Origin of the sequence: Thalassotalea fonticola (assembly GCF_032911225.1) — a bacterium.
Taxonomy (GTDB): Bacteria; Pseudomonadota; Gammaproteobacteria; order Enterobacterales; family Alteromonadaceae; genus Thalassotalea_A; species Thalassotalea_A fonticola.
In genome coordinates, this window is record NZ_CP136600.1 from 4,084,497 (window position 1) to 4,111,061 (window position 26,565).

The window sequence follows — 26,565 nt, forward strand, 5'->3', positions numbered from 1 at the left end:
TGCTTATTCGTTCAGTTACTCAGGTAACTTCAACTGTTTGAATTTGTGCTTCTTTGTATTTTTGTTTTTTGCGCGCCAGTTTTTTCAGCGGCGGACATTTTTCATCATTAAAATAGGTGATTTGGCAATCTAAACAGTAATGACATTCACGCATGTTTATCGTGCCATCGGGATGTATTGCTTGAATTTCACATTCTTTTGCACAAGTCTTACAAGGCTGACCACATTCAGGGCGGCGTTTTAACCAGTCAAATAATCTTAGACTGTTACCTGTTGATAAAGCGGCGCCAAGTGGACACAAATAGCGACAGAAGAACTTGCGGGTAAAAATATTGATTATTATTAGAAATAGCGCCCAAAAAATAAAAGGCCATTCACGATCAAACTTTAATAAAAATGTGGTTTTAAACGGTTCTATTTCAGCAAACTGCTCAGCTAATGCTAGTGAATCTAGGGATAAACCGAATAGGGCAAGTAAAATAAGATACTTAATCGCCCACAAGCGCTCATGCACTGCAAAAGGTAAATCAAATTGCGGTACTTTAAAATGTCTGGAAACAACGTTGACCAATTCTTGTAATGCACCAAAAGGGCATAACCAACCGCAATAAACCGCGCGCCCCCAAAGTAAAATAGTTACTGCAGCGGCACCCCAAAGGATAAAAATAACCGGGTCAAGTAAAAACAAATCCCAAGAGAAGTCCGACATAAATGCTTGTAAAAAGGTAAATACATTTACAATTGATAATTGTCCCCCCCAAGACCAGCCTATAAATACAACGGTGACAACTAAGAAACTATGGCGGAAATTATGTAAAAAAGTAGGGTGGCGAACCAAAATATCCTGGAAAAACAAGGTTGCCAATAAAATAAGCAACAATATGGCTAAAATAATGACTTCTACATTTTTTTCTTGCCACACTTGTTGAGTAAGAGTTAGCTCAGACTCAGGTAAAACAATAGGTGGACGATATACATAGCTATCTAAGGCATCATAGTCGCCTTTGAAACTAGTGAAGGTACTTTCAATTGCGCCCATTTGACGACGAACCAAAAGTTCTAGTTGCCAATTTGTTCCAGGGTTAAATTCATGGTGCTGGCGCACAATAAATAGCGACATTTCTTTAAAAGAGGGAGCACCATCCAAGTAAATATCTGTTATACGGTTATGGTCTAAATCACGAAAAGCAATTGCATCTTCATTTTGTAATACTTGAATGCGATCAAATATTCCGCCACGCACATAACCCGAGCCTTTAAATGAATAGCCATTGCCCATAATTGCAATAGCATGCTCGTTCGGTTGTAAGGTGCTTATTAACCATTGGTATTCTGCATCACCTAACAAGTTGCGGCCAACGTTAGGTAAGTTGGCTTGGGCGAAATACACTTCGGCAAACATATCTTGCTTTTGTGCAGCTGATGCGACATCTATATGTTCAACTGGGGTGCCAATAAATGCTTGATCAACAGTATCTCTATTTAGGTATAGTTTTCTTATCGAACCGTCACCAACTAATGTTTGCCAGTCAGATTTTTGATAAACATCTGGCAGGATTGTTGCCATCGGCAAGGTAACTTCATCACTCGCACTTATAATACCTAAAGATCTGGCGACTTTAGTGGCCGATTTAGTAATTGCTACATTCATTACCATTACTGTTACGGTTGCACCCGACAGACCGTCTATATGAATCATGTTATCGGTTTTATTACCACCCACTTTTAATCGGTCACTTACATTAAGGCCAGGGTATTGATCAACAAATTTGTACAGCTTTGATTCTGGAATTCCAGCAAGAATGATGGGTTCATGGTGTTCGAGAACTTTTGCCCCTAGATACATTCCTTCTGGGTTTATTGCAACGAGCATATTTACTGGTTCGCCCGAATAGGCTGGAATTTTATTTATGTCGTTGGTTTCAAAGGCATAACCGATAATCTCGTCATTCTTCTTAATTGACCAAATCGGCACGTCTCCTGATTTCTCACCTATTTGAGTCGCACTCGGAAATATTTGCTTTATTAATGGGATCGGATCTTTCGGCGGACTAACAAATAACGCTTGAGCTGGTAAGGTAAAAGCCAGTAAAAACACCAAACCGACCAGAGACTGGAACAGTTTTATTTTAGTTAGTATTTTTATGAACATAGCGTAAATGTACCTTTCTTACTAATTTGTAGCTGCGACAAAATGCCACAGCTAAAATGATTTTTTCAGTTTACGCTTAAGCACATTCGGCCTAATGATCTAGATCAACTTAATGTTAATGAAATGTAGAGCCAATATTTACAAGGTTTAGTTGCTAACAATGAAAAGCTTTTGGTGTGGGATAAATGAACGACTATTGGGCTACAATTAATAACAGTTTATTATTTTTAAAATTGTAAAGTTATTGTTATTATTAATAAAAATAATGTTGGAGAAAATAGTAATGCATAAGTTAATAATGGCTCTATTCGCCTTAACTTTATCAGCCTGTGTGCAAGTGAATACAGAAGTTGAGAATGCTGGCTCACAACTGGCCATTTCAAGCATTCATGATCATGATATTGTGCTTGATGAAAACTCAACCTACGCCTTCACGCCTTTGCAGGTAAATGAACAAGGTGCCACTTTCCCCTTGGTCACTGCTGAAATTGAAAAATATTTAGCGGTTAAAGGTTTTCAGCAAGTTACCCCAGAGCAAAATCCAACATTCTATATTGGCTATATTCTCGAACGTGAAGAAGATTTATCTGACGAACAGCTATCTGAAACATTTGGTTTAAATCCAGGTTTACCTGATCTACCAAGTTTAGATAAAGGCACCATGCTTATGTTTGCCCTTGAAGGTGAATCTAAACAATTTGCGTGGCGAGCGGCTGCACAAGGTTTTATTATTGAAGATATCTCTGCCGAAGAGCGCCATTTAAGAGTTCAGCAGTTAGTAAATTCAATGCTGCACCAGTTTGTTAACAAATAACAACAAACTGGTGCCAAAGTACTACACTTTAATTGAAACTTTCCTGAATAAGTGTCGGTCTATGTACCTAATGAATGTAGTTAAAAATTGAAAGAGGTTGTAGTTATGAATAAGTTATTGAAAGTTTTTGCGACAGTAATTACTGTTTCTATGTTTGCTCCTGCGGTGTTCGCCGGGCAAGCTGAAGTTGAATGGATTAAACCTGAAAAATTCACCGATATAAAGCCAGCTAATGAATCACGTAGTCACTTGCAAAAACGTATTTTTAAAGAGTTAGAGCAACACTTTTCAGAGCTGGCAGAAAAATTACCAGATGGCCAAATGTTAAAAGTTTCAGTCACTAATTTAGATTTAGCTGGTGATGTTCGTTATATGGTGGGACCCAATAATGCGACAATTCGGGTTGTTGAAGATTTGTATTTCCCTAAAATGAAGTTCGACTACCAATTAATTGCCAGTGATCAATCTGTTATTAGTACGGCAAAAGCAGATATAAAGGATATGTCATTTAATACTGGCGTACGCAGTAGTTTTAGCTCTGAATCATTTCACTATGAAAAAACTATGATTGATGATTGGTTTTATCAAACATTTCCAGAAACTAAAAAATAGAAATAATAGCCAACCTGTCCCGTTCAGAAAACTTTTACGGGACAGCTAAGCTGAACAGTTAATCCCAGCGGTAAGCCCATGCAATCGCATATACAACAGAGTCGTTACCACGATTTGTAGTAACCCCTTTATTAGCAAGTAGCTTGATACTGTGTTGGCTATTTAACGCTCTACTGTAAGTAATGCCAGCTCGGTAATTACCTGCTTTTTTTGCCGTTTTTGCGCCATCGACAAATGTGTCACCACCCCAAAAATAATTACCGTTAAGAGATATCCAGTGTCCAGGACCAAAATCATATATCAAATGAGATTGAACATTGTAAATTGGGTCTTGCTCAAATTTTTTGTCACCTTGTAAATCATTATTATCGGTGAATATTTTAGCTGAAATTGCAAGATCTAACTCCCAAGAGCCGAAAGGCATTGAAGTACCAATTTCAGGTTTGAAAAACCATCTGTTTGCGCCAATATTCAATATGTATTGCTCGTCATATTGCCCTGTAGGAGCGCTTACTTGCAAACTAGCACCTACTACAATGCCTTTAGGTTGTTTGACATACTCCGCCATAGTTTTTGCTTTAGCACCATAAAAGTTATAGTTAAGCCTTACTCGGGTGTCGGTCATGCCACAATATTTTCTCGAAATATTTTCACCTTGATAAATAGCCTCACCATAAGAGCAAGCTTGCCCACCTGCTATATCTATCTTACTGGCGTTGCCAAATAGTTCAAAAGTGTGTGCGTAAGCAATTGCGGGTCCATCTATTTCGAGAGTCAGATCTTCAACAGGTACATCCGGAGACGTATATATATCCCCTTCGGTATAAATGTATAAGGCACCAAAAAAGTTTTGTCCGGTAGGCAGATCAACATATGAACGTGGATCGAGTTCCTGAGCCGCAAGGTTTGATGATTGTAGGCATAAAAAGACGATTGTTATAGTTTTAAATATTGTCTTCAAAGGTATTCCTTTACACAGTTTATAAAAGCCGATTTATTATTTTTGATATAAGGTTTCAAATTCAGCGATTACTTTAAATAGTTGCTCAATCTTTTTTACCAAAGCAACTAACAATTGTTGATCTTTATTTTGCTGCCATTGCATTAATTCATCGGCAACTTCTTCAATATAGGGCTGAAAAGTCATCGCCGTACATTTGAACACTGACCCCTTAGGGAATATAGCACTGAAGTTACCTTGCTTGTCTTCTTTAAGTTGTGCCAAGGCACTATCGGCAATAATAGAACGTTTTAAAAGCTGCGAAATATTATCAATAAGTTGTTGTTCAATTTTAAGCATCATGATGAATGGTGTTCTTGTATAGTGTAATTAATTTAATTGCCATTATTATGACAAATTAATGGCTGTCTTGTTAGCCTCTCCTGCAATTTCTTGCACTATTTTAGGCATTAGGAAGCCGGGTAGGGTTGCCATCATTTGTGTTGCTATAGCAATGGCGCTTTCACGTTTAACATCAAAGTGCGCGGCGCCAGCTACCGGATCAAGTAAATGCAAGTAATAAGGTAATATACCAACGCTAAACAGTTTTTCCGACAATTGACAAAGAACGTCGCTGTTATCGTTGATATTTTTTAACAAAACACTTTGATTTAACAAAGTTATACGCTTTTCTCTAAGAGGCTCCAGAGCTTTTTCAAATGCATCATCAATTTCATTACTGTGATTGATATGAAAAACTATCACCGGCTTTAATCGGCAGTTAGATAAAATAGTCGTCAGCTCTTGGGTGATACGTTGCGGTATAACAACGGGCAAACGAGTATGAATTCTTATTCGTTTCAAATGCTTTATCTGTTCTAGTTGTTTAATCAACCAGGAAAGATGTTCATCTTTAGCCATTAATGGGTCACCACCGCTAAAAATTACTTCATTAATTTCGCTATGGGCATTTATATATTGCAGCGCTTGTTGCCAGCGTTGTTTATTCGGGCTGTTATCTTGATAAGGGAAATGTCGGCGAAAGCAATATCGACAATTGACCGCACAACCTGATTTTACAATCATCAATACTCTATGCTTGTATTTATGTAATAACCCTTCTGCTACAGTGTCATGCTCTTCTAACGGATCACTAATGTAACCAGGTACATCCATATGTTCTGATGAATGTGGCATGACTTGTTGCAATAATGGGTCGTTAATATTGCCTTTTTCCATTTTGTTAATAAATGGTCTTGGTACGCGCACAGGAAAAAGCTTACGGGCTGAAAAGTGATCGCAGTATTTTTTATCGTCTATTTCTAATAATGACAACAACTCTTTTGGGTCGGTAACGATATTTGCTAATTCTTTTTGCCAAGAACAGTGCAAATTGTCTTCAATCTGCGGTATTATTTGCAGCATTAATTAATCTCTGCTTACTTTTCGTTAAATGCGAATATTAATATACGAATATTAATCTATTAGTGAGCGCAAATATAGTAAGAGAACTCTATGGCTAACTTTAGTACCAACGAATTCAAAAACGGTCTTAAATTAATGATCGATGGCGAACCATGTAACATTTTAGATAATGAAACTGTAAAGCCGGGTAAAGGCCAGGCATTTAATCGTATTAAAATACGTAAACTTATCTCTGGTAAAGTAATAGAAAAAACATATAAATCTGGCGAGTCTGTTGAAGGCGCTGATGTTATGGAAACTGACTTAGCCTATCTGTACGAAGATGGTGAGTTTTGGCATTTCATGAATAACGATACGTTTGAGCAAATTGCCGCAGATGCAAAAGCAGTAGGCGATAGTGTTAAATGGTTAAAAGATGGTGACTTATGTGTGATCACCCTTTGGAATGGCGCACCTATTACAGTAACGCCTCCTAACTTTGTTGAGTTAGAAGTTACCGAAACTGATCCAGGCCTAAAAGGTGATACTGCAGGCACTGGCGGAAAACCCGCTACGTTAAATACCGGAGCCGTTGTCCGAGTACCACTATTTATTCAAATTGGCGAAGTAGTGAAAGTAGATACACGTACTGGCGAATACGTTTCTCGTGCTGGTAAGTAATAGCAACTAATCGTTGAATACTAAAGGGAGCTTGTGCTCCCTTTTTAGTTTAAGAATGACTATTGATGGTATAAAAGGGTATGTAGTTTTTAGAAACGAGAAACGAAAATACTGATACACCTTAACCATAACCACTTCCTGAACTTGTTTCAGGATCTAAAAAGCCTGGATACTTAATGCACTGGCAACCAACAGCTTCTATAAATAATCTAAAAAAACGAGCTAAAACTCTGGCTCAAATTCGCGAGTTTTTTGCACAACGAAAAATTTTGGAAGTAGATACCCAAGCTCTGTCACACGCTACGGTAACAGATCTACATTTGGTTAGTTTTGAAACTCAGCTGCTTGATGCTGGCTGTGGTGCTGAGTCAGGTAAAACACTTTATTTGCAAACGTCGCCTGAATTTGCGATGAAACGTCTTCTTGCTTCAGGCAGCGGCTGCATCTATCAGATCTGCAAAGCCTTTCGCAATGAAGAGTCAGGTCGTTATCATAACCCTGAATTTACTATGCTTGAATGGTATAGAATAGGCTTCGACCATTTTGATTTAATGGCTGAAGTTTCAGAGTTAGTTGAACTAGTTCTCGGTTGCAAACCCGCAGAGCAAATGACATACCAACAAGCTTTTATTAATAATGTTGGCTTCGATCCTTTGCAATGCACAATAGGTGATTTAAAAGAAGCGGTTTTAGAGCACCAATTAAATGCCGACTGGGCACAACTTGAGAACAATTTAGATACATTGTTACAATATCTCTTTGTTGAATTAGTCGAGCCCCAAATTGGCCAGACCGTGCCATGCTTGATTTATAATTTTCCAGCCAGTCAGGCCGCCCTTGCTAAAATAAGTGCTGAAGATAATCGTGTAGCCGAGCGCTTTGAGCTTTATTTTAAAGGAATGGAACTTGCCAATGGTTTTCACGAACTTACCGATGAATCAGAGCAGAGACTGCGCTTTATAGCTGACAATGAACTTAGAGTTGCTAACCAATTAGAGCCCAAGCCCATCGATGAAAATTTACTTTCTGCTTTGCAGTCTACATTGCCTAATTGTGCAGGGGTAGCTTTAGGTATTGACCGGTTATTAATGCTTGTTTGTGCAGTTAATAGTATTGACGAAGTGATAGCTTTTCCTGTTAACAGAGCGTAACAAAAAAACTCTGCACTCTAACTTTAAATGTGATAATATCACTTTTTAAACGATATTATAGAACAGAGATCCACTTATGCTTGATAGACTTGGTATTACGGCAACATCAATATGTGCATTACATTGCATTTTGCTGCCTGTATTAGTGCCGTTATTATCTTTATTTGGTCTAGAGTTTCTTGGTGATCACGAGTCAGAGCATATCTTTTTGTTTGTGACTTTAATTCTCGGTTCAGTAGCACTATTTTCTGGCTTCAAACGCTATCATCGTAAAATTTACCCTTTTTACTTATTGTTTTTAGGTGGATTTATTTACTGGCATAAACACAGTGTCGATGAAAGTTTGCAACCAATAATGATTATTGTTGGGGCATGCTTATTAATCGCTGCACATGTAGTGAATTTAAAGCTATGCAATAACTGCAGAACTTGTAGTGATCATGAGTGCGGTGGCGAATTAGAATAGAATATAATTTATTTTTATACAAAAAGGGGAGCTACAGCTCCCCTTTTTGTGCAAATAATAAATTAATCTTGCAGCTCTTTTAGCTTTCTCGTCAGCGTATTTCGCCCCCAACCAAGCTTTCTTGCAGCTTCCTGCTTATGCCCATGAGTAAAGTTTAGTGCTCTTTCCAAGCAAATCTTTTCAAATTCAGGAGTAGCAGTAGATAATATATCCGTAGCACCTTGAGTTAATTTATCATCTACCCAGGCCGATAATTGCTCCTGCCAACCACCACTTGTTTGCTCTGCTATGGTTGTTACTGGATTTTGTGATAACTCTTCTGGCAAATCACTTTCTAGAATTTCTTGGCCACTGGCCATTACTGTTAAATAACGACAGGTATTTTCTAACTGACGAACATTACCTGGCCAGTCACATCGTTGCATAAATTTGATTGCATCGGTAGAAATTGACTTACATTCCACGCCTAGCTCATTGGCAGCTAAGTTTAAAAAGTGTTTAGCCAATTGTTCAATATCTTCTTTACGCTCTTTTAAACTCGGAATTTGAATACGAATAACGTTAAGGCGATGAAATAAATCTTCTCGAAATTCACCTTTATTAACTCTTTCTTCAAGGTTTTGATGAGTCGCCGCTATTATTCTAACATCCACCTTAATTGGGTTGTGACCACCGACTCGGTAAAATTGACCATCAGCAAGTACACGTAATAATCGAGTTTGTACATCAATTGGCATATCGCCAATTTCGTCTAAAAATAACGTACCACCATGAGCTTGCTCAAATCGACCTTGACGGACTGCATTGGCGCCGGTGAATGCGCCCTTTTCATGACCAAATAATTCCGACTCAATTAAATCTTTTGGAATTGCCGCCATGTTAAGCGGGATAAACGAATTTTTCTTCCTCGGGCTATGCAAATGTAGGGCATGAGCGACTAACTCTTTACCTGTACCCGACTCACCATTAATTAGCACACTAATACTTGAACGAGAAAGACGCCCTATGGCTCTGAATACCTCTTGCATTGCTGGCGCTTCGCCAATAATACCAACACCGTCTTCTGTTTTAGTCACTACTGCTTTCTTGGCATTTTGCTCTTGTGCATGAATTAGCGCTCGCTTAGTTAAATTCAGTGCATCATCTATATCAAAAGGCTTTGGCAAATATTCAAATGCACCACCTTGATAGGCATTCACTGCGCTGTCTAGATCAGAGTGGGCGGTCATGATGATAACGGGCAGATCAGGAAATTTATCGTTGATAATGCTAAGTAATGTCATGCCATCCATTTTCGGCATACGAATATCAGAAATAATAACTTCAGGTTGGCTATACTCAAGTGCTGCTAATAAATCATCGGCATTGCTAAAAGAGGCACAGCTTATGCTTTCTCCTTTGAAGGCTCGCTCTAGAACCCAGCGTATTGAGCTATCATCGTCAACAATCCAAACTTGTTCTGAGTTCATGGTTATACTCTCTTCGGTAAAGGTAATAAAATGGTAAATTCGGTACGGCCAGGGTAGCTATGACAAGCTAACTTTCCTTTGTGTTGATGTATTAGTGTTTGCGCAATTGAAAGCCCCAATCCAGTGCCATCAGCGCGGCCAGAAACCATAGGGTAAAAAATAGTATCTTGAATTTCAGCAGGGATACCTGGGCCGTTATCTATGATTGATATTTTAACCGCCAACTTCACTTGTTTGCCGTTAATGGTTTGGTTGGTCGCTATTCTGGTTTTTAAGGTGATAACACCGCTTTCATCCAGTATTTGCGTCGCATTGCGGATGATATTTAGTAAACTTTGTTGCAGTTTTTCAGTATCAATCTCTATGTCAGGGATTGAAGGGTCATAATCCCTTAACATATCAATGTGCTTGGCATTATCTAAACTAACTAATTGACGAACCTTTTCCAGAATTTCATGAATGTTGTGTAATTCTAAATTAGGTAATTGATTTGGACCTAATAACCTGTCGACCAAATTCGTTAAACGATCTGCCTGCTCAATAATCATTGAGGTAAACTCTTGCTGATCAGGATTTAGTTCTTTATCGAGTAGTTGTGCTGCGCCACGTAAACCACCGAGCGGGTTTTTGATCTCGTGGGCTAAACCTCTGATCAAATCTCGAGCGGCTTCCCACTGTTGTTCTTGAAAAACTTCTGCACTGATTTGTTTCTGTTTATCGATTTGTTTACATTCTAATAAAATGTGATCTCTATCATTAAAAAGTGCTGCAGAGGCAGTCACTTCAATAGTAATATGATAGTTTTCAATGAACTCCAAAACCACATCTGAATCAGTAAAGTCTTGACCGGTAAGCAGAACTTGCTTTAACCGTTCACCTGTTATGGAACAGTGCGTGAAAATATCTAGAAAAGCTTTTTGATATAAGCGGTTAAGACTTTTTGAAAATAGTGCTTCAGCGGAAGAGTTTAAATATTGAATATTTAAATTGTCGTCAATTATTACTACCGCGGTTACAAGCTGTGGTAATAATTGCTGAGCGTAAGCTGCTCTTATCTCTTTTAAACTAGCGTTGGTGTACAAGGTAATCTCCAATGCACCAATTTGGTGCGACCATTTATAGCAGTGTAATAAATAGTCAGGTGTTTTGCACCTAAACAGAGAAAATTAGTTTAATTAACCCTAGCTCGATGCAAGTAAACAGTTCTTTCTTTAGAAGATGCAATAACCTTGCCTTGATTGTTAAGTAGCTCTAATTTAATTTTATGTTCGCCGCGATCAACATCTCTTAAGATAAATACTGAACGGGTTTGAGGCTCTCCATGTGCTTTGCCATTCATTAACAAACGTACTTTAAAGCCACGCTTGAAAACAGGTGCAACTCTACCTGAGATGTATATAGAGCCTGAGTTGTCGCGTATGGTGGCATGATCTTCTGGCTGCGAGATTTGCACTTGGTATTCTTCTTGTACGACCCTGGGACTTATATCTAGCACCGTGGTATTAACCGAAGAGATCACAGTTTGTTTATTTTTTATTTCAATTTGCTCGGCAGTTTCTTCAGCACCAGGTTTTGGGCTATCAGAATAAACTAAATCACCATTTGCATTACGCCAAACGTATATCTTTGAAGACGCCGCTGAAGCTGGTGCTAGTAGTGTAAAAAACAGTATTACAAAAATTGTATACTTTGCCATCGATTAAAATTTTCCTTTTCAAACCGTTTACTTAAATAAATTAATAGCCATGCTATTACTAACTAATTTAACGAAATAATCAACATAGTGCTAGTAAATATTTTGGTAGATAATCAAAGTATAGCCGCATATTTAAACCGTATTAAATAAAAAAGCCCGCATAAGCGGGCTTTAATAAGTTTTATAAGCGGTAGCGTTTAAACGCTGTAGTACATATCAAATTCAACTGGGTGAGTAGTAGAGTTCAATAATTCAACTTCTTCACGCTTAAGAGCAATGTATGCATTGATCATATCGATATCCATTACACCACCAGCTGTTAAGAACTCGTTGTCAGCTTCTAGTGAATCAAGTGCTTCTTCAAAAGAAGAACAAACTTGTGGGATTGCTAAAGCTTCTTCAGCTGGAAGGTCGTATAAATCTTTATCCATAGCATCGCCAGGGTGAATTTTGTTTTTGATGCCGTCAAGACCAGCCATTAACATAGCAGTAAATGCTAAGTATGGGTTTGCTGTAGGATCAGGGAAACGAACTTCGATACGCATTGCTTTAGGGCTTGGCACAATTGGAATACGAATAGACGCTGAACGGTTACGTGCAGAGTAAGCAAGCATTACTGGCGCTTCAAAACCAGGTACAAGACGTTTGTACGAGTTAGTTGATGCGTTAGTAAAAGCGTTAAGTGCTTTAGCATGCTTGATAATACCACCGATGTAGTAAAGAGCATCTTGCGATAGTCCGCCGTATTGATCGCCAGAAAACAAGTTAACACCGTCTTTAGCTAAAGATTGGTGAACGTGCATACCAGTACCATTGTCACCAACAAGTGGCTTAGGCATGAAAGTAGCTGTTTTACCGTATGCGTGGGCAACGTTATGGACAACATATTTGTATATTTGTACTTCATCAGCTTTTTTAACCATAGTGTTAAAACGACAAGCGATTTCGTTTTGACCGGCCGTTGCTACTTCATGGTGATGTGCTTCAACAACTAAGCCCATTTCTTCCATTACTAAACACATTGCTGAACGTAAATCTTGAGATGAATCAACTGGAGAAGTTGGGAAATAACCACCTTTAACACCAGGACGATGTCCCATGTTACCTTCTTCATATTCAGTACCTGAATTCCATGAAGCTTCTTTATCATCTATTTTGTAAAAAGAACCAGACATGTCAGTGTGGAAACGAACGTCATCAAAAACGAAGAACTCTGGCTCTGGACCAATTAATACTGTGTCTGCAATACCTGTAGAGCGCATGTACTCTTCTGCGCGGTTAGCAACTGAACGTGGATCACGGCTGTAACCTTGCATAGTTGCCGGTTCAACGATATCACAACGTAAGTTTAAAGTAGCTTCTTCGGTAAATGGGTCTAATACGGCTGTAGATGCATCTGGCATCATAACCATGTCAGATTCATTAATGCCTTTCCAGCCTTCAATTGAAGAACCATCGAACATTTTACCGTCTTCAAAAAAATCTTCATCAACTTGATGATGAGGAATTGAAACGTGTTGCTCTTTACCTTTTGAATCAGTAAAGCGTAAATCAACGAACTTTACGTCGTTATCTTTGATTAAATCTAATACTGCTTGTGACATGAACGTCTCCGTAATTATTCTGCAGGTTAATTTTGAAATATTTAAAATTTCTACTTGGCAAGTACTAAGCTAGAAATGTGCCAACTTTACATGCGCTGAAATATAAGGCTTTTTTAAATGCACTTAAATTAAATTGCACTTCGTTGGTGCGTTGGTGGATCTTTGTGGTGCACTATTGCTGTTTGTATAACTTTCACTATAGCGACTATAAAACACTATCTCTGTAAGATGAATCTTTTTAAGGCGATATCGCTAGAATTATTTTCTTGTTGGAATATTACAGGTATGTAAGTAAAGAAACGTAAGTGTCGTTTCTTTTTTATTATTCAAGGATTAACCTGTAGTCAATTTTAAATGAACCTAGTTCTGTGGTGAGTAGTTGAAATCTTTACAAAAATATTTAGTGTTTATATCAATATTTATCTGTTTTAGCTTGCAAAACTCTTGGGCAAAGAGCATTGAGCAGGCGGATATATATTTTCAGCAACAACAGTATAAATTAGCTATTGATGAATATTTATCACTTGCCGATGCAGGTAATGCTAGAGCCTATTATCAGCTTGGAGCTATTTATTATAATGGTTTTGGAATTGAAAAAAGCGAAGCCCAAGCGCTCATTTGGTTTGCCTTAGCTGCTGAATATGATTTTGAAAATTCCGCAGAGATTGTAAATGAATTACTTGCTGGTGCGTCAGCAGCAGACCAAGATAAACTTCTAGGTATCATAGCTCAATTTAAAAAGAACTATGGAAAACAAGGAATTCAAGATAAATACTTTCCTCAATTTAATGAAGCAAACCTTTCTGAAAAAATTATCTATTCAAATGGTAAACAGTTAGACGCTTCTTATGAAACGACTGATGAAGGCTTTATTGAAAGCGATGACAGTTCGACAACATTTGAAGAAGAATTATTTGATGATGAGGAAGGTTTTACAGAGCAAACTTTTCAGTCGTCAAAGGTCTTAGAAAACTTTAACAATAGACCTTATTTGCTGGTCGTTGACTACGATATTGCTCCTGATGGATCTCGCAGAAACTTTAATCCGGTACAGGTCATTGGCAACCCTAATAAAGGTATATTAGATCTTTCTTATAGCAACTCCTTAAAGCCAACGTTTAAAGGGAAAAGTGTGAATTTTGTGCATCGTTCCTATTTAGGTGTTGCTAATTACGGTCCATTTGAGATTCGTCGAGAAATGGGGTTTTTATATTCTCGCGTAACACGGTATGTGCGCAAACTAGCTGATAGTAAAGTTCCTAAGGAACAATATCAACATGCGGCCGCATTAATGTATTTTACTTGGTTAAAACAAGAAGAAGGGCAAGTGGAAGCATTGTTAAAAAGTTCATCAGAAGGTGGTTATATCCCGGCACAATTTGAATACGGTTTACTACTTTATAGAGAGCAAAAAAATATAAAATTAGCTGTCGAGTTGATCTCAAAAGCCGCGCTACAAGGCTTTACCCAGGCTGAATACCGACTAGGAAGGTTAATCTTAGATAGTCCTTGGATTATTCAAGACGATAAGAGGGCGTTATTTTGGTTAGAGTTAGCCGCTCAAAAAGCGCATGTAGGAGCTACTTTAAAAACCAGCGAAGTTAAGCTGTTATCTAAGAATAAAAAGCTACTTGATGCTTTAGGTGCAATTGATTTATTAGCTAAATTGCCCGAGACAGAAGCAGAAAACCCTGAATATCTTTATTTACAAGCATTGGCTCATAACAATATGAGACCACGAAAATTATCCGTAGCTGTTACTTATATACGCGAAGCAATAGAGCTTGGCAATGATCGAGGCTGGGATGTGACTCTTTGGCAAGATACTTTAAAAAGGTGGACGTCTGGAGGCTCTGTAACCATTGTTGAAATGGCAACAGATGACTAACTTCTATGCTCTTATATTTCTGCAAATTAATCACTACATTCCGATGAGTATTTAATAAATAACAACAAATAAATGCCGTTAAACCAGAATTTAATAACGGTTTTTTTATTTGTTGCCGTTTAAAAACACAATAACCACACTATTTATTTTCTTTATTGGCCTTACTCCTGTACAATACGCGCCCAAATGTAGTGCTGTGCATAAATGCATGTGCACAGTAGATCTATTAAACCTAAAGGCTAATACAGTGTTAGACAAATTACGTAACATCGCAATTATTGCGCACGTTGACCATGGTAAAACTACCTTGGTTGATAAACTTCTTGATCAATCTGGAACGCTAGATTCTCGAGCTGGTCATGACGAACGAGTAATGGACTCAAACGATATTGAGAAAGAACGTGGTATCACTATCCTTGCTAAAAACACTGCAATCAACTGGGGCGACTACCGTGTAAACATCGTAGATACTCCTGGTCACGCCGATTTTGGTGGTGAAGTTGAGCGTGTTATGTCAATGGTTGACTCTGTACTTCTTATTGTTGACGCACAAGAAGGTCCTATGCCGCAAACTCGCTTTGTAACTAAAAAAGCGTTTGCTCAAGGTTTAAAGCCAATTGTTGTAATCAACAAAATTGACAAGCCAGGCTCTCGTCCAGAATGGGTTATGGATCAAGTTTTCGATTTATTCGACAACTTAGGTGCTACTGATGATCAATTAGACTTTCAGGTTGTTTACGCTTCAGCGATTAACGGTTGGGCATCTATGGATGCTGATGAAGAAGGCACAGATATGACGCCTTTATTCCAAACAATTGTTGACCAAGTACCAGCACCTGATGCAGATACTGATGGTTCTTTCCAAATGCAAATCTCGCAGCTTGATTACAGCTCATACTTAGGCGTAATTGGTGTTGGCCGCATTACTCGTGGTTCTGTTAAGCCTAATCAACAAGTTACTGTTGAAGGTTCTAACGGTAAAATTCATAACGGTAAAGTAGGTAAAGTATTTGGTTACTTAGGCCTTGACCGTAATGAAACAGATAAAGCTGAAGCTGGAGATATTATTGCAATTACCGGTTTAGGCGAATTAAAAATCTCTGACACAATTTGTTGTCCAAATGAAGTTGAAGCATTACCGCCATTGTCAGTAGACGAACCTACTATTAACATGACATTCCAGGTAAACACTTCTCCGTTTTCTGGTAAAGAAGGTAAATTCGTTACTTCACGTAACATTAAAGACCGTTTAGACAAAGAGTTAGTTCATAACGTTGCATTACGTGTTGAGCAACTTGACGATCCTGATAAATTTAAAGTTTCAGGTCGTGGTGAACTTCACTTAGGTATTTTAATTGAAAACATGCGTCGTGAAGGTTTTGAACTAGCCGTATCTCGCCCAGAAGTTATCATGCGCGAAGTTGATGGCCAAATGGAAGAACCATACGAAACCGTGACTATTGATGTTGAAGAGCAACATCAAGGTACCATTATGGAACGTATGGGTGTTCGTAAAGCCGAATTAACTGATATGGCCCCAGATGGAAAAGGCCGTATTCGTATGGACTTTATCATGCCATCACGTGGCTTAATTGGTTTCCAAACTGAGTTTATGACTATTACTTCTGGTTCTGGTTTAATATACCATACGTTCTTACAGTACGGTCCTCATAAAGGTGGCGAAATTGGTCAACGCTTAAACGGTGTTATGATCGCTAATGCTACTGGTAAAGCCCTTACTAACGCTATCTTTAACTTACAAGCACGTGGCCGTATGTTAATTGGTCACGGTGTTGATATTTATGAAGGCCAAGTAATTGGTATTCATTCACGTGATAACGATTTAACCGTAAATGCCCTTAAAGGTAAGCAGTTAACAAACGTTCGTTCATCAGGTACTGATGAAGCGCAAACCTTAACGCCGCCAATTATCATGTCTTTAGAGCAAGCGCTTGAATTCATCGATAACGACGAGTTAGTTGAAGTAACACCTGACAGCATCCGTATACGTAAAAAGTCTTTAAAAGAAAATGAACGTAAACGTGAAGGTCGTGCAGCTAAATAAATATATTTAGTGCACTGAATTGATGTTTAAAAATGCCAGCTTTTGCTGGCATTTTTTATTTCAGGGAAGAAATAATGCAAATCGCCATGCATGGCAATAGGTTTGTAATTTCAGGGAAGAAATAATACCAAGCTTACAAATACACCATGGATTGCAATAAACTTTAGCCTGAGCATATGAAAATACTATATCCATAATTTACATAAGGTTTTATTGCTTTAATAATCAGCAGTTACGCCGTGTTTTGCGGTAAAAAGTTGCTTATTGACTGCATTAAGGGTATTTTTGACAATGGTAAATACAATAAGAATAAGACGCATTTCAACTTTAATAATATGAAAGCGAACTTATTCATTTAAATCATTATTAAGGGTGAATTATGGACATCATGGAAATTATTAATTTCTTGGCTCGCTGGGGCCATTTACTATTCGGTATGACCTGGATAGGACTTTTATACTACTTTAACTTTATTCAAGGTGGCTATTTCAAACAAGCTACTCCTGAAGCATTAAGCGACGCGAAAAAACACTTAGCACCTGCTGCTTTGTGGTGGTTCCGTTGGGGCGCAATGTTCACTTTCCTAACCGGTTTAGTGTTACTAATGGGCGTTACCAAAATGAATGTATTAAATGATTACATCGTTGTTGGTGCTGTTATGGGTACATTAATGTTTTTAAACGTTTGGTTAATTATCTGGCCGAACCAAAAGATTGCTTTAGGCATGGTTGAAGGCGATGGCCCTGCTGCTGGTGCAAAAGCTCTTTTAGCATCTCGTACTAACACTTTATTCTCAGGTCCAATGGCATTCTTCATGATGGCTGGTCCACACTTTGGTGGTTACGGTTTAGGTTGGGGTTCTACAGCAATGTGGGTTGCCTTAGCTATTGTTGCTGCTTTAGAAGTAAATGCAGTTGCTGGTAAGCAAGGTACTATGACTACAGTTCGAGGTGTTATCACTTCAAGCTTAGTATTAACTGCAGTATTAGTTGCGGTATTAAAATTAGTTTAATTTTAACTAATTAACTATTCGAAGAGCCGAGTTTAATACTCGGCTTTTTTATTTAAGGGATGATGAAATACGAACCTTATTAATCTAATTAGGTTTGTAAATTTTTTTGGTATACACTTCTTATTAATATCAATCACTTAATCACTCTATGAAATTACGATTAAATTCTCTTCTTGTTACTGTTGCTGTGATTAGTTTTTCAGGCGAAGGGAGTGAAAAAACCATTGCAATAGATGCCGGCTCTGCGGCAGGTCAGAAATTGGCAGAACAAAAAAAGCTCGCAGCGCAACAAGAAAAAGCGAAAGGGACGGGGTTAGATCCTACTGAAGTGATTGGCCGAGTTGAATTTAACTACACCTATTTAGAGCAGAAAACTGGCACAGAACGCCACAGTGGCGTATTGAAAGTTGATACCGACTTAGATGATAAAACTATTGTTGGTTTTGAAATGCCATTATCGTCAGCAAAAATACCTGACGGTAGTGAGCAAAATGGTATTGGTGATATTGGTATAAATATTCGTCGTTCGGTGTATGTAAGCCCATCTTTTTCAGTGATGGCGGGCGGTGGGATTACTTTTGATACAGCCAGTGATGACCAACTCGGTGAAGGCAGTCATCGTTTAAGTGCAGGTGTATTTACTGCTTGGCGTCACGGTGAGTGGATGATCGCTAACATAACCTCACTTCGGCTTTATGAAAGCCATGCTGAAGATTTAAATTCATTTAGCTTAGTACCTTTAATTGCATGGCAACCGATGGGAGAGTATTTAAGTTTTATATCTCTTGGCTTACCATTTTCATATCGCTATGAATCGGAAGAAGAAGTGATGAATGGCTTTTTAAGTTTCGGTAAAGTCATGTCTAATAAAGATGTTTATTCAATAGGATCAAAATTTAATATTAGCGGCCCAGACAATGATGATTTTGTTTTAACTTTAGGCTATAAACGCTTATTTTAATATTTAAATCGTTATAGATAGTGCAGGGCTATTCTAATAGCCCTGATAAACTTCTGTACCTTGCGGCATCAATGATTGACCAAAGGTGTACAAAAGCACCGGCAATCCATAAAATAAAACTAAAATATAAAACTCCGCTTACAACAAAAAATAGTAAAGCCGCAATAACTCGGCCTTGCACTAATTGCCCAAGACCGGGGATAAAAATACAACAAATTGCGGCTATCACATTGCCACCTGATCCAGGTTGCGCCATACATTTCTCCAAATGATTTATTTAATTAAAACTAATATATCTAGTATAGTTAATATAACACTAAGAAAACCATAGAATTATTAATGAAATTGTCACAAATTATTGCACGTTATCCAAAAGTGATCCCACTGATTCGGTTTGCTCAACATTACGTTAAGCGTTGCAAGCATGATCAAATTCAAGTGTCGGCTGGATATTTGTCTTATGTAACCTTGATGTCATTAGTACCGTTAATTTTAGTGATGTTCTCTATTGTTACCGCATTTCCAATTTTTGGCGAGATACACAACGATATTGAACGCTTTATCTTTAGTAATTTTGTACCAACAGCTTCAGAGCAAATACAAACCCAAATAGATGGTTTTGTTACCAATGCTTCGCAAATGCCAGGCATGGAAATATTCTTCCTGTTTATTCTGGCCATGTTACTTATATCGACAGTAGATAAATCTTTAAACCGTATTTGGCGCATCCACACCCGCCGAAAGCGCATCACTTCGTTTGCGGTTTATTGGATGATACTGACATTAGGTCCTGTGCTTATTGGTATTAGTATATTGGCAACATCTCATATTATTTCACTTGTTTCTGGTAGCGGTGTTGATGCCACTACTTTAAATGATTTACTACTGCGGGCCTTACCATTTGTTGCGTCGATGGCCGGTTTTTTAGTGCTTTACATGTTAGTGCCCAATACTGCGGTTAAATTTAAGTATGCGCTTTTTGGTGCAATTGTTGCGACGATTTTATTTGAATTGGCAAAAAGAGGTTTTGCTATTTTCGTTACCAAATTGCCTACATACGAAGCAATATATGGTGCTTTGGCGATTATTCCTATTTTATTTATCTGGGTATATTTATCATGGTTGATTGTATTTTTAGGCGCAGAAATTACCGTTTGTTTGCAAGAAATTAGTGCTGGCAAGCATAAATCAGCTAAAATTAATTAGTATTAAATTAATATCAGGATCATCGCGTTGCATAGTTTATATCCAAAAATTAAACCTAACCAATCACAATACTTAAGTATTGGAGAGCATAATATTTATATTGAGGAAAGTGGTAATCCTGATGGTATTCCGGTGTTATATCTACATGGTGGGCCTGGGGGCGGCAGTAGTAGTGATCATCGCCGTTATTTTAACCCGGAAAAATACCGGATTATTATCTTTGATCAACGCGGTTGCGGTAAATCAACTCCCCATGCAAGTACGAGCAATAATACTACTTGGGACTTGGTCGATGATATTGAAGAGATCCGAGAGTATTTCTCAATTACAAAATGGCTAATTGCTGGAGGTTCTTGGGGGACAACACTAGCCCTTGCTTATGGTATTAAACACAGTGATAGGGTCACAGGCTTTATTTTACGTGGTATCTTTTTAGGTACCGAAGAAGAAACACATTGGTTATATGGAAAAGACGGCGCTGGTGCAATTTATCCTGATCATTACCTAGACTTTATCGCGCCCATTAAGCATCAGCACTTTAGTGATCCGGTTAAAACCTTTCATAAACTATTAACTTCAGATAATGAAATTGCCCGAATAGCGGCTGCTAAAGCATGGACACTATGGGAAACTCGCATTTCAGCATTGCAAATTGACAAAGCTGAATTATCGAGCCCAGAGGAAACCCACGGGGCGATAGCTATGGCATGTTTAGAGAATCATTATTTCATTAATCAATGCTTCTTTGAGCCTGACTTTATTATTAAAAATATTGCTAAAATTGCTCACATCCCTGGCTTTATCATTCATGGTCGCTACGATATGGTTTGTCAGTTAAAACAAGCGCATATTCTTGCTCAACATTGGCCTAACGCGCAATTACAAATCATTCCAAAATCAGGCCATAGCGGCTTTGAAGTCGCAATAATTGATGCCATTTGCCAGGCATCTGATAAAATGGCTGCCTTTATTGAATCGAAGTAAACCTAGTAAAGCCTAAGAAGTATTATGATCGCGTTAATTCAAAGAGCAAGCCATGCTCATGTGTCTATTTGTGACAATATCAATGGCGAAATAGGTAAAGGCCTAGTGGTGTTACTAGGTGTTGAAAAAGACGATGACGAAGCCAAAGCTAAGCGGCTTGCCCAGCGAGTAGCCACATATAGAGTTTTTGAAGATGAGCAAGGTAAAATGAACCTAGACGTTGGGCAAGTGGGAGGCGATTTATTAGTTATTTCACAATTTACCCTAGCTGCTGATACTAAGCGCGGTAAAAGGCCAAGCTTTTCAGGCTCCGCAGAGCCTGCTTTAGGTGAGAAACTGTATGAATATTTTTGCCTGCAATTAAGAGAACTTGGTTTTAAAGTGCCAACCGGAGTTTTCGGCGCCGATATGCAAGTGACCTTAACTAATGATGGTCCTGTCACCTTCACCCTAACCACTTAAACCATCAGAAGTAGCATAATGTCAGAGCCTATATTTACTGTAAAACAACCCGTGAGTGAAGATGAGTTCAACGCTTATCATCAAGTTCGATTTGAACAATTAAGACAACCTTGGAAGCAACCGAAAGGATCCGAAGTTGATGAACTTGAAAATCAATCAGTACACCGTATGGTGGTTGATCAACAAGGTAATGTTGCTGCTGTAGGTCGATTGCATAAGACCAGTTGTTTTGTCGCACAGATTCGTTTTATGGCAGTAAGTGATAAATATCAAGGCAGGGGATTGGGTAGAATAATACTGCAAGCTCTTGAACATGAAGCTGCAATTCAAGGCGTTGAAACGATAGAGCTTAATGCCAGAGAGGTAGCGTTAAATTTTTATCAAGCCTGTGATTATCAGTTACTTAGCCAAGCTCATACTTTATACGGTGAAGTAAAACATTTCACCATGGTTAAACAGATAAAGCGCATAGAGAATTGTTCTAGTAGTTGGCTAGCAGAGTTAAAAGAGGTTTGGCATAACACCATCCCGATGTCAAAACATATGAAGATTCATCCTGCTTCATTAGTCGATGAACAATTTACCGTTTGTGCTAACCGAGAAGCAAATATTAACCTGCACAACACTATGTTTGCCGGGAGCATTTATACATTAGCAACATTGACTGGTTGGGGCTGGGTGCACCTACTGCTAAAACAGCATGAATTAGCGGGGGATATAGTTTTAGCTGATGCTGATATTCGCTATAAACACCCTTTACATGGTCAGCCACTGGCAAAAACTCAACAACGCCTTACTTCCGGTAAAATAGACGTTTTAAGCAAAGGACGTAGAGCCCGCATACAAGTACAGGTAGATGTTTATGATGGCGATAAAGTTGTGGCAATATTCAATGGTAAGTACGTAGTACTGCCACTTAGTAAACTTGAACAGAGTGAGGAAAATTAATTGACCGATTGTACCCATAGTACTGGCAGCGTAGCTATTATTGGCGCCGGTTGGCTTGGCTTACCTTTAGCGTTAACATTACAAGAAAAGGGCATAAAGGTAATCACTAGTGCAACAAGTTTGGATAGTGTAAATACGCTTGAGCAACTAGGCTTGAATGCTTGTTTGTTAAATTTACCTCATATAGAAAATGATTCTGCTGTACTGCAATGCCAGCACCTTGTGATATGTATTCCTCCGGGTATTCGCTATGGTAAAAGTGACTATGTTGCCAAGATTTCAGCCATTGTACATAAAGCTGAACTAGCGTTTAGTGCTGTTGAAAGTATCACCCTATTAAGCTCTACGGCTGTTTACAATGGTTTGGACGGCGAGGTTTATGAAGACAGCGCACTAAATTTACATGCTGCAAAAGTTGCGATAATACAGCAAGCTGAAATGGCTGTTTTGAATTGCCAGTGCGCTATAAAAACAGTGTTAAGGTTGGGTGGCTTAATGGGCTATGATCGCCAACCAGGACGATTTTTTAAAAACAATCGCGCAATACCTAATCCAGAGTCGGTTATTAATTTTATTCACCGTGATGATGTGATTGGCATAATTTGCCAACTACTTGAACATATTCAAAATAAAAACAACTTGCATAACCCAACGAATATATTTAACTGTACTGCACCATATCACCCAACTCGGCGCGACTTTTATCAAAAAGCAATAGCCAATTTGGGCCTGCCTGAGGCAAGTTTTAGTAAACAAGAAGAAGTGCAGGGAAAGTTAATTAACAGTTTATATATTGGCAATTTACAATATCAATTCAAATATCCTGATATAATAGCTTGCCTTGAAACTCAAACTAACGCGGATTAAGTTTTTGTCAACAAAAAGCCCATTAACGACTAAAAAATTATTGCAGTTTTTTATCATTATTTTTATCCATATTTCTTTATTAGATCTTTTCATGATCTCGGTTAATGGACCGTTTTTTCTATGGCAAGAAAATTTACAAATTACCACAATCTCTGTGCACCTAAGTATTGTCTTGTGCTGTTGTCTTTTGTTATGGGTTTTAAATTCCCTTCATAATAAAATAGCCAAATAAAAAGAATGTATTATGCAATTTGAAAGTAAATTTACCCTCAGTAAACGCCATTTTCGTGAATGTTTTGAACAGTCAAGCTCGTTACAGCCAAAAAGTAAAAAGCGCTACCTAAAAGCCTTAGCCTTATTTTGCTTTGGGTTATTCTTTTACTGGAGCCAAATAGAAGGTATAAGTGCCCATCTTGGCATGTTCTTTTTTATACTTGCTTGTGTGGACGCGCTAAGTGTTAAGTTTGCAAAAAGTTGGTGGGTTACTCGGCAAATGTTAAGCAAAGCTGCTGGCAATGAAGTAGTGATCATTTTATCTGATGAGGGTATTAATATTGAATCCGACTTTGCTAAGCAATTACTTGCCTGGTCAGATATAAAATCTCATCAACAAACAGAAAAAGGCATTATTCTAATGCCTAACAATGGTGCTAATAGCTACATATCAAAAAGCTGCCTTAATGATAATGCTTGGCGTTATTTACTAGAAAAGCTTTCATAAAACAAAAAGCTTTGTAGTTCATACATCTATCCAGCCTTTGAGGCTGCAGCGTTTTCCGCTTTCTCTTTGGCATGGTTTAAATCAACCCCATCCATCAATAATAACAAATCGGCGAACGCTTCTCGTAATTTAGAGGATAACTTTTGTGGGTAAGGGGTGTGATTTAAAGTCGCTTTTGAATTGCCGATGTAAATTGATTCAAACACTTTTTCAATAGATTTAACATCCTTAAAATCTATCTGTTTGGGAGTGATCTTTAATGAAGTAACATACTCATCGTATAACTCTGCGACTAGTTTTTGAGTTTCTTTTATTCTATCCATGAAGAACCTTAGTTGAATGTTTTATTAAAAAAAAGCACCTAAAGTTAGGTGCTTATAATTCAGGACGAGAGATAACGAATCAGTTAGTAACGCTGTGTTAACAATTACTTAAGCTGATAGTTGCAACCAAAATGGAATTAACCATTACAAGTTGTACTCGCCGTGTATATATTTACTACCTACTTGCTCTATATAGTTATACCTTGTTTTTATTAGTATTTGCAAGACCCATACTATTCATCCATTGTTGGTAGTCGAGTAAGTTAGCCGGTAATATCACTTTACGGTTCTCTTTACTGAGCCCTTCCATCTGTTTTAAATATTGCTCACTTAATTGCATTTCTAAGGCTTTTTGACCGCCTTCTTGGTCAATTACATTCGCAACTTTCTTTATTGATTCTGCCGTTGCTTTCGCTAGCGATAATATTTCACTCGCTTTACCCTCTGCGGCGTTTATACGGCGTTGCTTTTCACCTTCAGAAATATTAATTGTTTCTCGTTTAATACCTTCAGAGCGATTGATAACACTTTGCTTATCACCTTCACTTTTTGCCATAATTGCTCGGCGTTCGCGTTCGGCATTGACTTGCATTTCCATCGCTAAACGTACAGTTTGTGGCGGTGTTATGTTTTTGATTTCATAACGATGTACTCTAATACCCCAAGCTTCGCCGGCTTTATCTAATACATCCACTACCTTGGCACTGATCAGATCACGCTCTTCAAAAGTTCGGTCTAAGTCTAGAGTACCAATAACAGAGCGGGTAGTTGTTTGTGCCAATTGCATTGCGGCAAAGCGATAATCAACAATACCGTAACTAGATTTAATAGGTTCAGTTACCGAAATATAAATGACCCCGTCAACTTCAACATTTACTTCATCTTTTGAGAAACATTCTTGCGGCGGCACATCTATGGTTTCTTCTTTTAAATCTTGAATGTATGCCACACGATCAATAAATGGGAGTAACGCATGAAAACCAGCATCCAATGTTTTGTGATATTTACCTAACCGCTCAATAACGTAAGCTGATTTGGTCGGTACTAAACAAATAGATTGAAATAACTTAACAATGAAGGTTAAAAAAATTGCCCCCCAAATGATTAGTACGATTAAATCAGCAGGATTAGAATTGTTTAAAAAGTCCATTATTTAGCTCCTTGTGCCGTGGCGGTTACTTTATCCATACCTTCAAAAAAACCTTCAAGTTTGGCTATCTCACTTGGTAAAATTGACACATCTGCGGTATTTAATACGTTGCCAACTTGTTGGATGTACTCTTCCATCAGGCGCATCTTTATAGCGTCATCGCCACAAGGTTGGTTTGCCGCGTCGGCAATTAGGCTAATGCCTTGCGCAGTCGCATCGGCAATAATTTCAATTTCCTTGGCGCGGCCTTCTGCTTCGTTAATTTGTTTTTGTTTATCACCTTCAGAAAGGTTAATGGCTTCTTGGCGATCACCCTCTGATAAATTAATCATCGAATCACGAGCAGCGTTTGCTAAGGTGATTTCAGCACGTTTATTACGCTCTGCTTCCATTTGTTTTTCAAGCGTATGAATTACATTTATTGACGGGGTAATATTACGCACTTCATAGCGCAAAACTTTTATGCCCCAAGGATCTGAAGCTTTATCAATTTCTCTGACAATGGTTTCATTTAAAGTGTCACGCTCAGAGAAGGTTTGACTTAAATTTAACTTACCAATCTCACTACGCATTGTTGTTTGCGCTAAGTTAACACTCGCCCGGCGATAATCTTCAATACCGTAACTGGCTTTAGCGCCATCCATCACCTTAATGTATACCAAGCCATCAACATCAATTTGAATGTTATCTTTGGAAATACAGCTTTGTGCAGGTATATCTAGCACCTGCTCACGTGTTTCGTGTCGGTAGGCAACTCGGTCAAAAAATGGAATTAAAAAGTGCAGTCCCGGGTGCATTACCGCCCTGAACTTGCCTAATCGCTCAATAACACAAACTTCGCGCATTTCAACAATGAGCACCAGCTTGAATAAAATAAATAGTATGCCTAATAAGACAAAAGTTAATACTGCAAACACATGACTCTCCTTAGTTAGAAATTGCTGGTACACAGCCATTTCTAGGTTTATTTAGTTTGTTAATTTATTGTG

The 26,565-nt window shown here is 38.2% G+C and carries 27 protein-coding genes; 15 read left to right on the plus strand and 12 right to left on the minus strand.

What is annotated here, in order from left to right:
• Positions 1–19: 19 nt before the first annotated feature.
• A complete protein-coding gene (gene nosR, locus RI844_RS16770) occupies positions 20–2,152 on the minus strand; it encodes a transcriptional regulator NosR (RefSeq protein WP_348395796.1) in 2,133 nt (710 codons plus the stop codon).
• A gap of 283 nt (positions 2,153–2,435) precedes the next feature.
• On the opposite strand from nosR, the gene RI844_RS16775 reads away from it, so the two are divergent.
• Together RI844_RS16775 and RI844_RS16780 are read left to right on the plus strand one after the other, a co-directional pair.
• On the plus strand, positions 2,436–2,966 hold the full coding sequence (locus RI844_RS16775; protein ID WP_348395797.1) for a DUF4136 domain-containing protein: 531 nt from the start codon (positions 2,436–2,438) through the stop codon (positions 2,964–2,966).
• A gap of 105 nt (positions 2,967–3,071) precedes the next feature.
• The gene (locus tag RI844_RS16780) at positions 3,072–3,578 is read left to right on the plus strand and encodes a DUF3016 domain-containing protein (protein ID WP_348395798.1); all 507 of its coding nucleotides are present in this window, start codon (positions 3,072–3,074) and stop codon (positions 3,576–3,578) included.
• Positions 3,579–3,636: 58 nt separating this feature from the next.
• Here RI844_RS16780 and RI844_RS16785 read toward each other — a convergent pair whose 3' ends face one another.
• The 3 genes from RI844_RS16785 to epmB are packed head-to-tail and all read right to left on the minus strand — an operon-like array spanning position 3,637 to position 5,943.
• Positions 3,637–4,539, minus strand: a complete 903-nt coding sequence (locus RI844_RS16785) for a transporter (protein WP_348395799.1) — start codon at positions 4,537–4,539, stop codon at positions 3,637–3,639.
• Positions 4,540–4,575: 36 nt separating this feature from the next.
• The gene (locus tag RI844_RS16790) at positions 4,576–4,881 is read right to left on the minus strand and encodes a hypothetical protein (protein ID WP_348395800.1); all 306 of its coding nucleotides are present in this window, start codon (positions 4,879–4,881) and stop codon (positions 4,576–4,578) included.
• A gap of 45 nt (positions 4,882–4,926) precedes the next feature.
• Positions 4,927–5,943, minus strand: coding sequence for an EF-P beta-lysylation protein EpmB (epmB, locus tag RI844_RS16795; protein WP_348395801.1), 1,017 nt, complete (start codon positions 5,941–5,943; stop codon positions 4,927–4,929).
• Between the two features lie 90 nt (positions 5,944–6,033).
• Between epmB and efp the strand changes: the two genes are divergently transcribed.
• From efp to RI844_RS16810, 3 genes are all read left to right on the plus strand, one after another.
• Positions 6,034–6,603: an elongation factor P gene (efp, locus tag RI844_RS16800; RefSeq protein WP_348395802.1), complete on the plus strand. Its 570-nt coding sequence runs from the start codon at positions 6,034–6,036 to the stop codon at positions 6,601–6,603.
• 176 nt (positions 6,604–6,779) lie between these two features.
• Positions 6,780–7,754 carry an elongation factor P--(R)-beta-lysine ligase gene (gene epmA / locus RI844_RS16805; protein WP_348395803.1) on the plus strand — a complete coding sequence of 325 codons (975 nt, stop codon included), beginning with the start codon at positions 6,780–6,782 and terminating at the stop codon, positions 7,752–7,754.
• Between the two features lie 76 nt (positions 7,755–7,830).
• Positions 7,831–8,220: a MerC domain-containing protein gene (locus RI844_RS16810; RefSeq protein WP_348395804.1), complete on the plus strand. Its 390-nt coding sequence runs from the start codon at positions 7,831–7,833 to the stop codon at positions 8,218–8,220.
• Between the two features lie 62 nt (positions 8,221–8,282).
• Here RI844_RS16810 and glnG read toward each other — a convergent pair whose 3' ends face one another.
• The 4 genes from glnG to glnA form a co-directional block, all read right to left on the minus strand.
• Positions 8,283–9,689, minus strand: coding sequence for a nitrogen regulation protein NR(I) (gene glnG / locus RI844_RS16815; RefSeq protein ID WP_348395805.1), 1,407 nt, complete (start codon positions 9,687–9,689; stop codon positions 8,283–8,285).
• Positions 9,690–9,691: 2 nt separating this feature from the next.
• Entirely contained in the window at positions 9,692–10,771 is a 1,080-nt protein-coding gene (gene glnL / locus RI844_RS16820) for a nitrogen regulation protein NR(II) (RefSeq protein ID WP_348395806.1), read from the minus strand.
• A gap of 89 nt (positions 10,772–10,860) precedes the next feature.
• Positions 10,861–11,385, minus strand: a complete 525-nt coding sequence (locus RI844_RS16825) for a DUF4124 domain-containing protein (protein WP_348395807.1) — start codon at positions 11,383–11,385, stop codon at positions 10,861–10,863.
• A gap of 197 nt (positions 11,386–11,582) precedes the next feature.
• A complete protein-coding gene (gene glnA / locus RI844_RS16830) occupies positions 11,583–12,989 on the minus strand; it encodes a glutamate--ammonia ligase (RefSeq protein ID WP_348395808.1) in 1,407 nt (468 codons plus the stop codon).
• Between the two features lie 379 nt (positions 12,990–13,368).
• Between glnA and RI844_RS16835 the strand changes: the two genes are divergently transcribed.
• From RI844_RS16835 to RI844_RS16850, 4 genes are all read left to right on the plus strand, one after another.
• Entirely contained in the window at positions 13,369–14,877 is a 1,509-nt protein-coding gene (locus RI844_RS16835; protein WP_348395809.1) for a tetratricopeptide repeat protein, read from the plus strand.
• Between the two features lie 208 nt (positions 14,878–15,085).
• On the plus strand, positions 15,086–16,942 hold the full coding sequence (typA, locus tag RI844_RS16840) for a translational GTPase TypA (protein WP_348395810.1): 1,857 nt from the start codon (positions 15,086–15,088) through the stop codon (positions 16,940–16,942).
• 379 nt (positions 16,943–17,321) lie between these two features.
• Complete coding sequence (locus tag RI844_RS16845) at positions 17,322–17,954, plus strand: urate hydroxylase PuuD (RefSeq protein WP_348395811.1); 633 nt, start codon at positions 17,322–17,324, stop codon at positions 17,952–17,954.
• A gap of 148 nt (positions 17,955–18,102) precedes the next feature.
• Entirely contained in the window at positions 18,103–18,915 is an 813-nt protein-coding gene (locus RI844_RS16850; protein ID WP_348395812.1) for a hypothetical protein, read from the plus strand.
• Positions 18,916–18,943: 28 nt separating this feature from the next.
• On the opposite strand, the gene RI844_RS16855 is transcribed toward RI844_RS16850, so the two are convergent.
• A complete protein-coding gene (locus tag RI844_RS16855) occupies positions 18,944–19,171 on the minus strand; it encodes a hypothetical protein (RefSeq protein WP_348395813.1) in 228 nt (75 codons plus the stop codon).
• 83 nt (positions 19,172–19,254) lie between these two features.
• Between RI844_RS16855 and RI844_RS16860 the strand changes: the two genes are divergently transcribed.
• The 6 genes from RI844_RS16860 (at position 19,255) to RI844_RS16885 (ending at position 24,103) form a co-directional block, all read left to right on the plus strand.
• Positions 19,255–20,121: a virulence factor BrkB family protein gene (locus RI844_RS16860; protein ID WP_348395814.1), complete on the plus strand. Its 867-nt coding sequence runs from the start codon at positions 19,255–19,257 to the stop codon at positions 20,119–20,121.
• A 27-nt stretch (positions 20,122–20,148) separates the two neighbouring features.
• Entirely contained in the window at positions 20,149–21,105 is a 957-nt protein-coding gene (pip, locus tag RI844_RS16865; RefSeq protein WP_348395815.1) for a prolyl aminopeptidase, read from the plus strand.
• Between the two features lie 24 nt (positions 21,106–21,129).
• Positions 21,130–21,567, plus strand: coding sequence for a D-aminoacyl-tRNA deacylase (gene dtd, locus RI844_RS16870; protein ID WP_348395816.1), 438 nt, complete (start codon positions 21,130–21,132; stop codon positions 21,565–21,567).
• An 18-nt stretch (positions 21,568–21,585) separates the two neighbouring features.
• Complete coding sequence (locus tag RI844_RS16875; RefSeq protein ID WP_348395817.1) at positions 21,586–22,515, plus strand: bifunctional GNAT family N-acetyltransferase/hotdog fold thioesterase; 930 nt, start codon at positions 21,586–21,588, stop codon at positions 22,513–22,515.
• Positions 22,516–23,382: a Rossmann-fold NAD(P)-binding domain-containing protein gene (locus tag RI844_RS16880; protein WP_348395818.1), complete on the plus strand. Its 867-nt coding sequence runs from the start codon at positions 22,516–22,518 to the stop codon at positions 23,380–23,382. It abuts the gene before it with no gap.
• A gap of 244 nt (positions 23,383–23,626) precedes the next feature.
• Positions 23,627–24,103, plus strand: coding sequence for a YcxB family protein (locus RI844_RS16885; RefSeq protein WP_348395819.1), 477 nt, complete (start codon positions 23,627–23,629; stop codon positions 24,101–24,103).
• Between the two features lie 26 nt (positions 24,104–24,129).
• Here the strand turns inward: RI844_RS16885 and RI844_RS16890 are convergent, their stop codons facing one another.
• From RI844_RS16890 to RI844_RS16900, 3 genes are all read right to left on the minus strand, one after another.
• Entirely contained in the window at positions 24,130–24,426 is a 297-nt protein-coding gene (locus RI844_RS16890; RefSeq protein ID WP_348395820.1) for a hypothetical protein, read from the minus strand.
• Between the two features lie 196 nt (positions 24,427–24,622).
• Entirely contained in the window at positions 24,623–25,576 is a 954-nt protein-coding gene (locus tag RI844_RS16895; protein WP_348395821.1) for an SPFH domain-containing protein, read from the minus strand.
• Complete coding sequence (locus RI844_RS16900) at positions 25,576–26,493, minus strand: SPFH domain-containing protein (protein WP_348395822.1); 918 nt, start codon at positions 26,491–26,493, stop codon at positions 25,576–25,578. Before RI844_RS16900 ends, RI844_RS16895 begins: the two co-directional genes overlap by 1 nt.
• Positions 26,494–26,565 lie beyond the last annotated feature (72 nt).

What these genes read in the sequence shown, in the direction of transcription:
- nosR (WP_348395796.1), bottom strand. Translation starts at nt 2,152, where the DNA reads ATGTTCATAAAAATACTAACTAAAATAAAACTGTTCCAGTCTCTGGTC.
- RI844_RS16775 (WP_348395797.1), top strand. Translation starts at nt 2,436, where the DNA reads ATGCATAAGTTAATAATGGCTCTATTCGCCTTAACTTTATCAGCCTGT.
- RI844_RS16780 (WP_348395798.1), top strand. Translation starts at nt 3,072, where the DNA reads ATGAATAAGTTATTGAAAGTTTTTGCGACAGTAATTACTGTTTCTATG.
- RI844_RS16790 (WP_348395800.1), bottom strand. Translation starts at nt 4,881, where the DNA reads ATGATGCTTAAAATTGAACAACAACTTATTGATAATATTTCGCAGCTT.
- epmB (WP_348395801.1), bottom strand. Translation starts at nt 5,943, where the DNA reads ATGCTGCAAATAATACCGCAGATTGAAGACAATTTGCACTGTTCTTGG.
- efp (WP_348395802.1), top strand. Translation starts at nt 6,034, where the DNA reads ATGGCTAACTTTAGTACCAACGAATTCAAAAACGGTCTTAAATTAATG.
- epmA (WP_348395803.1), top strand. Translation starts at nt 6,780, where the DNA reads ATGCACTGGCAACCAACAGCTTCTATAAATAATCTAAAAAAACGAGCT.
- RI844_RS16810 (WP_348395804.1), top strand. Translation starts at nt 7,831, where the DNA reads ATGCTTGATAGACTTGGTATTACGGCAACATCAATATGTGCATTACAT.
- glnG (WP_348395805.1), bottom strand. Translation starts at nt 9,689, where the DNA reads ATGAACTCAGAACAAGTTTGGATTGTTGACGATGATAGCTCAATACGC.
- RI844_RS16825 (WP_348395807.1), bottom strand. Translation starts at nt 11,385, where the DNA reads ATGGCAAAGTATACAATTTTTGTAATACTGTTTTTTACACTACTAGCA.
- glnA (WP_348395808.1), bottom strand. Translation starts at nt 12,989, where the DNA reads ATGTCACAAGCAGTATTAGATTTAATCAAAGATAACGACGTAAAGTTC.
- typA (WP_348395810.1), top strand. Translation starts at nt 15,086, where the DNA reads ATGTGCACAGTAGATCTATTAAACCTAAAGGCTAATACAGTGTTAGAC.
- RI844_RS16845 (WP_348395811.1), top strand. Translation starts at nt 17,322, where the DNA reads ATGGACATCATGGAAATTATTAATTTCTTGGCTCGCTGGGGCCATTTA.
- RI844_RS16850 (WP_348395812.1), top strand. Translation starts at nt 18,103, where the DNA reads ATGAAATTACGATTAAATTCTCTTCTTGTTACTGTTGCTGTGATTAGT.
- RI844_RS16855 (WP_348395813.1), bottom strand. Translation starts at nt 19,171, where the DNA reads ATGGCGCAACCTGGATCAGGTGGCAATGTGATAGCCGCAATTTGTTGT.
- RI844_RS16860 (WP_348395814.1), top strand. Translation starts at nt 19,255, where the DNA reads ATGAAATTGTCACAAATTATTGCACGTTATCCAAAAGTGATCCCACTG.
- dtd (WP_348395816.1), top strand. Translation starts at nt 21,130, where the DNA reads ATGATCGCGTTAATTCAAAGAGCAAGCCATGCTCATGTGTCTATTTGT.
- RI844_RS16875 (WP_348395817.1), top strand. Translation starts at nt 21,586, where the DNA reads ATGTCAGAGCCTATATTTACTGTAAAACAACCCGTGAGTGAAGATGAG.
- RI844_RS16885 (WP_348395819.1), top strand. Translation starts at nt 23,627, where the DNA reads ATGCAATTTGAAAGTAAATTTACCCTCAGTAAACGCCATTTTCGTGAA.
- RI844_RS16890 (WP_348395820.1), bottom strand. Translation starts at nt 24,426, where the DNA reads ATGGATAGAATAAAAGAAACTCAAAAACTAGTCGCAGAGTTATACGAT.
- RI844_RS16895 (WP_348395821.1), bottom strand. Translation starts at nt 25,576, where the DNA reads ATGGACTTTTTAAACAATTCTAATCCTGCTGATTTAATCGTACTAATC.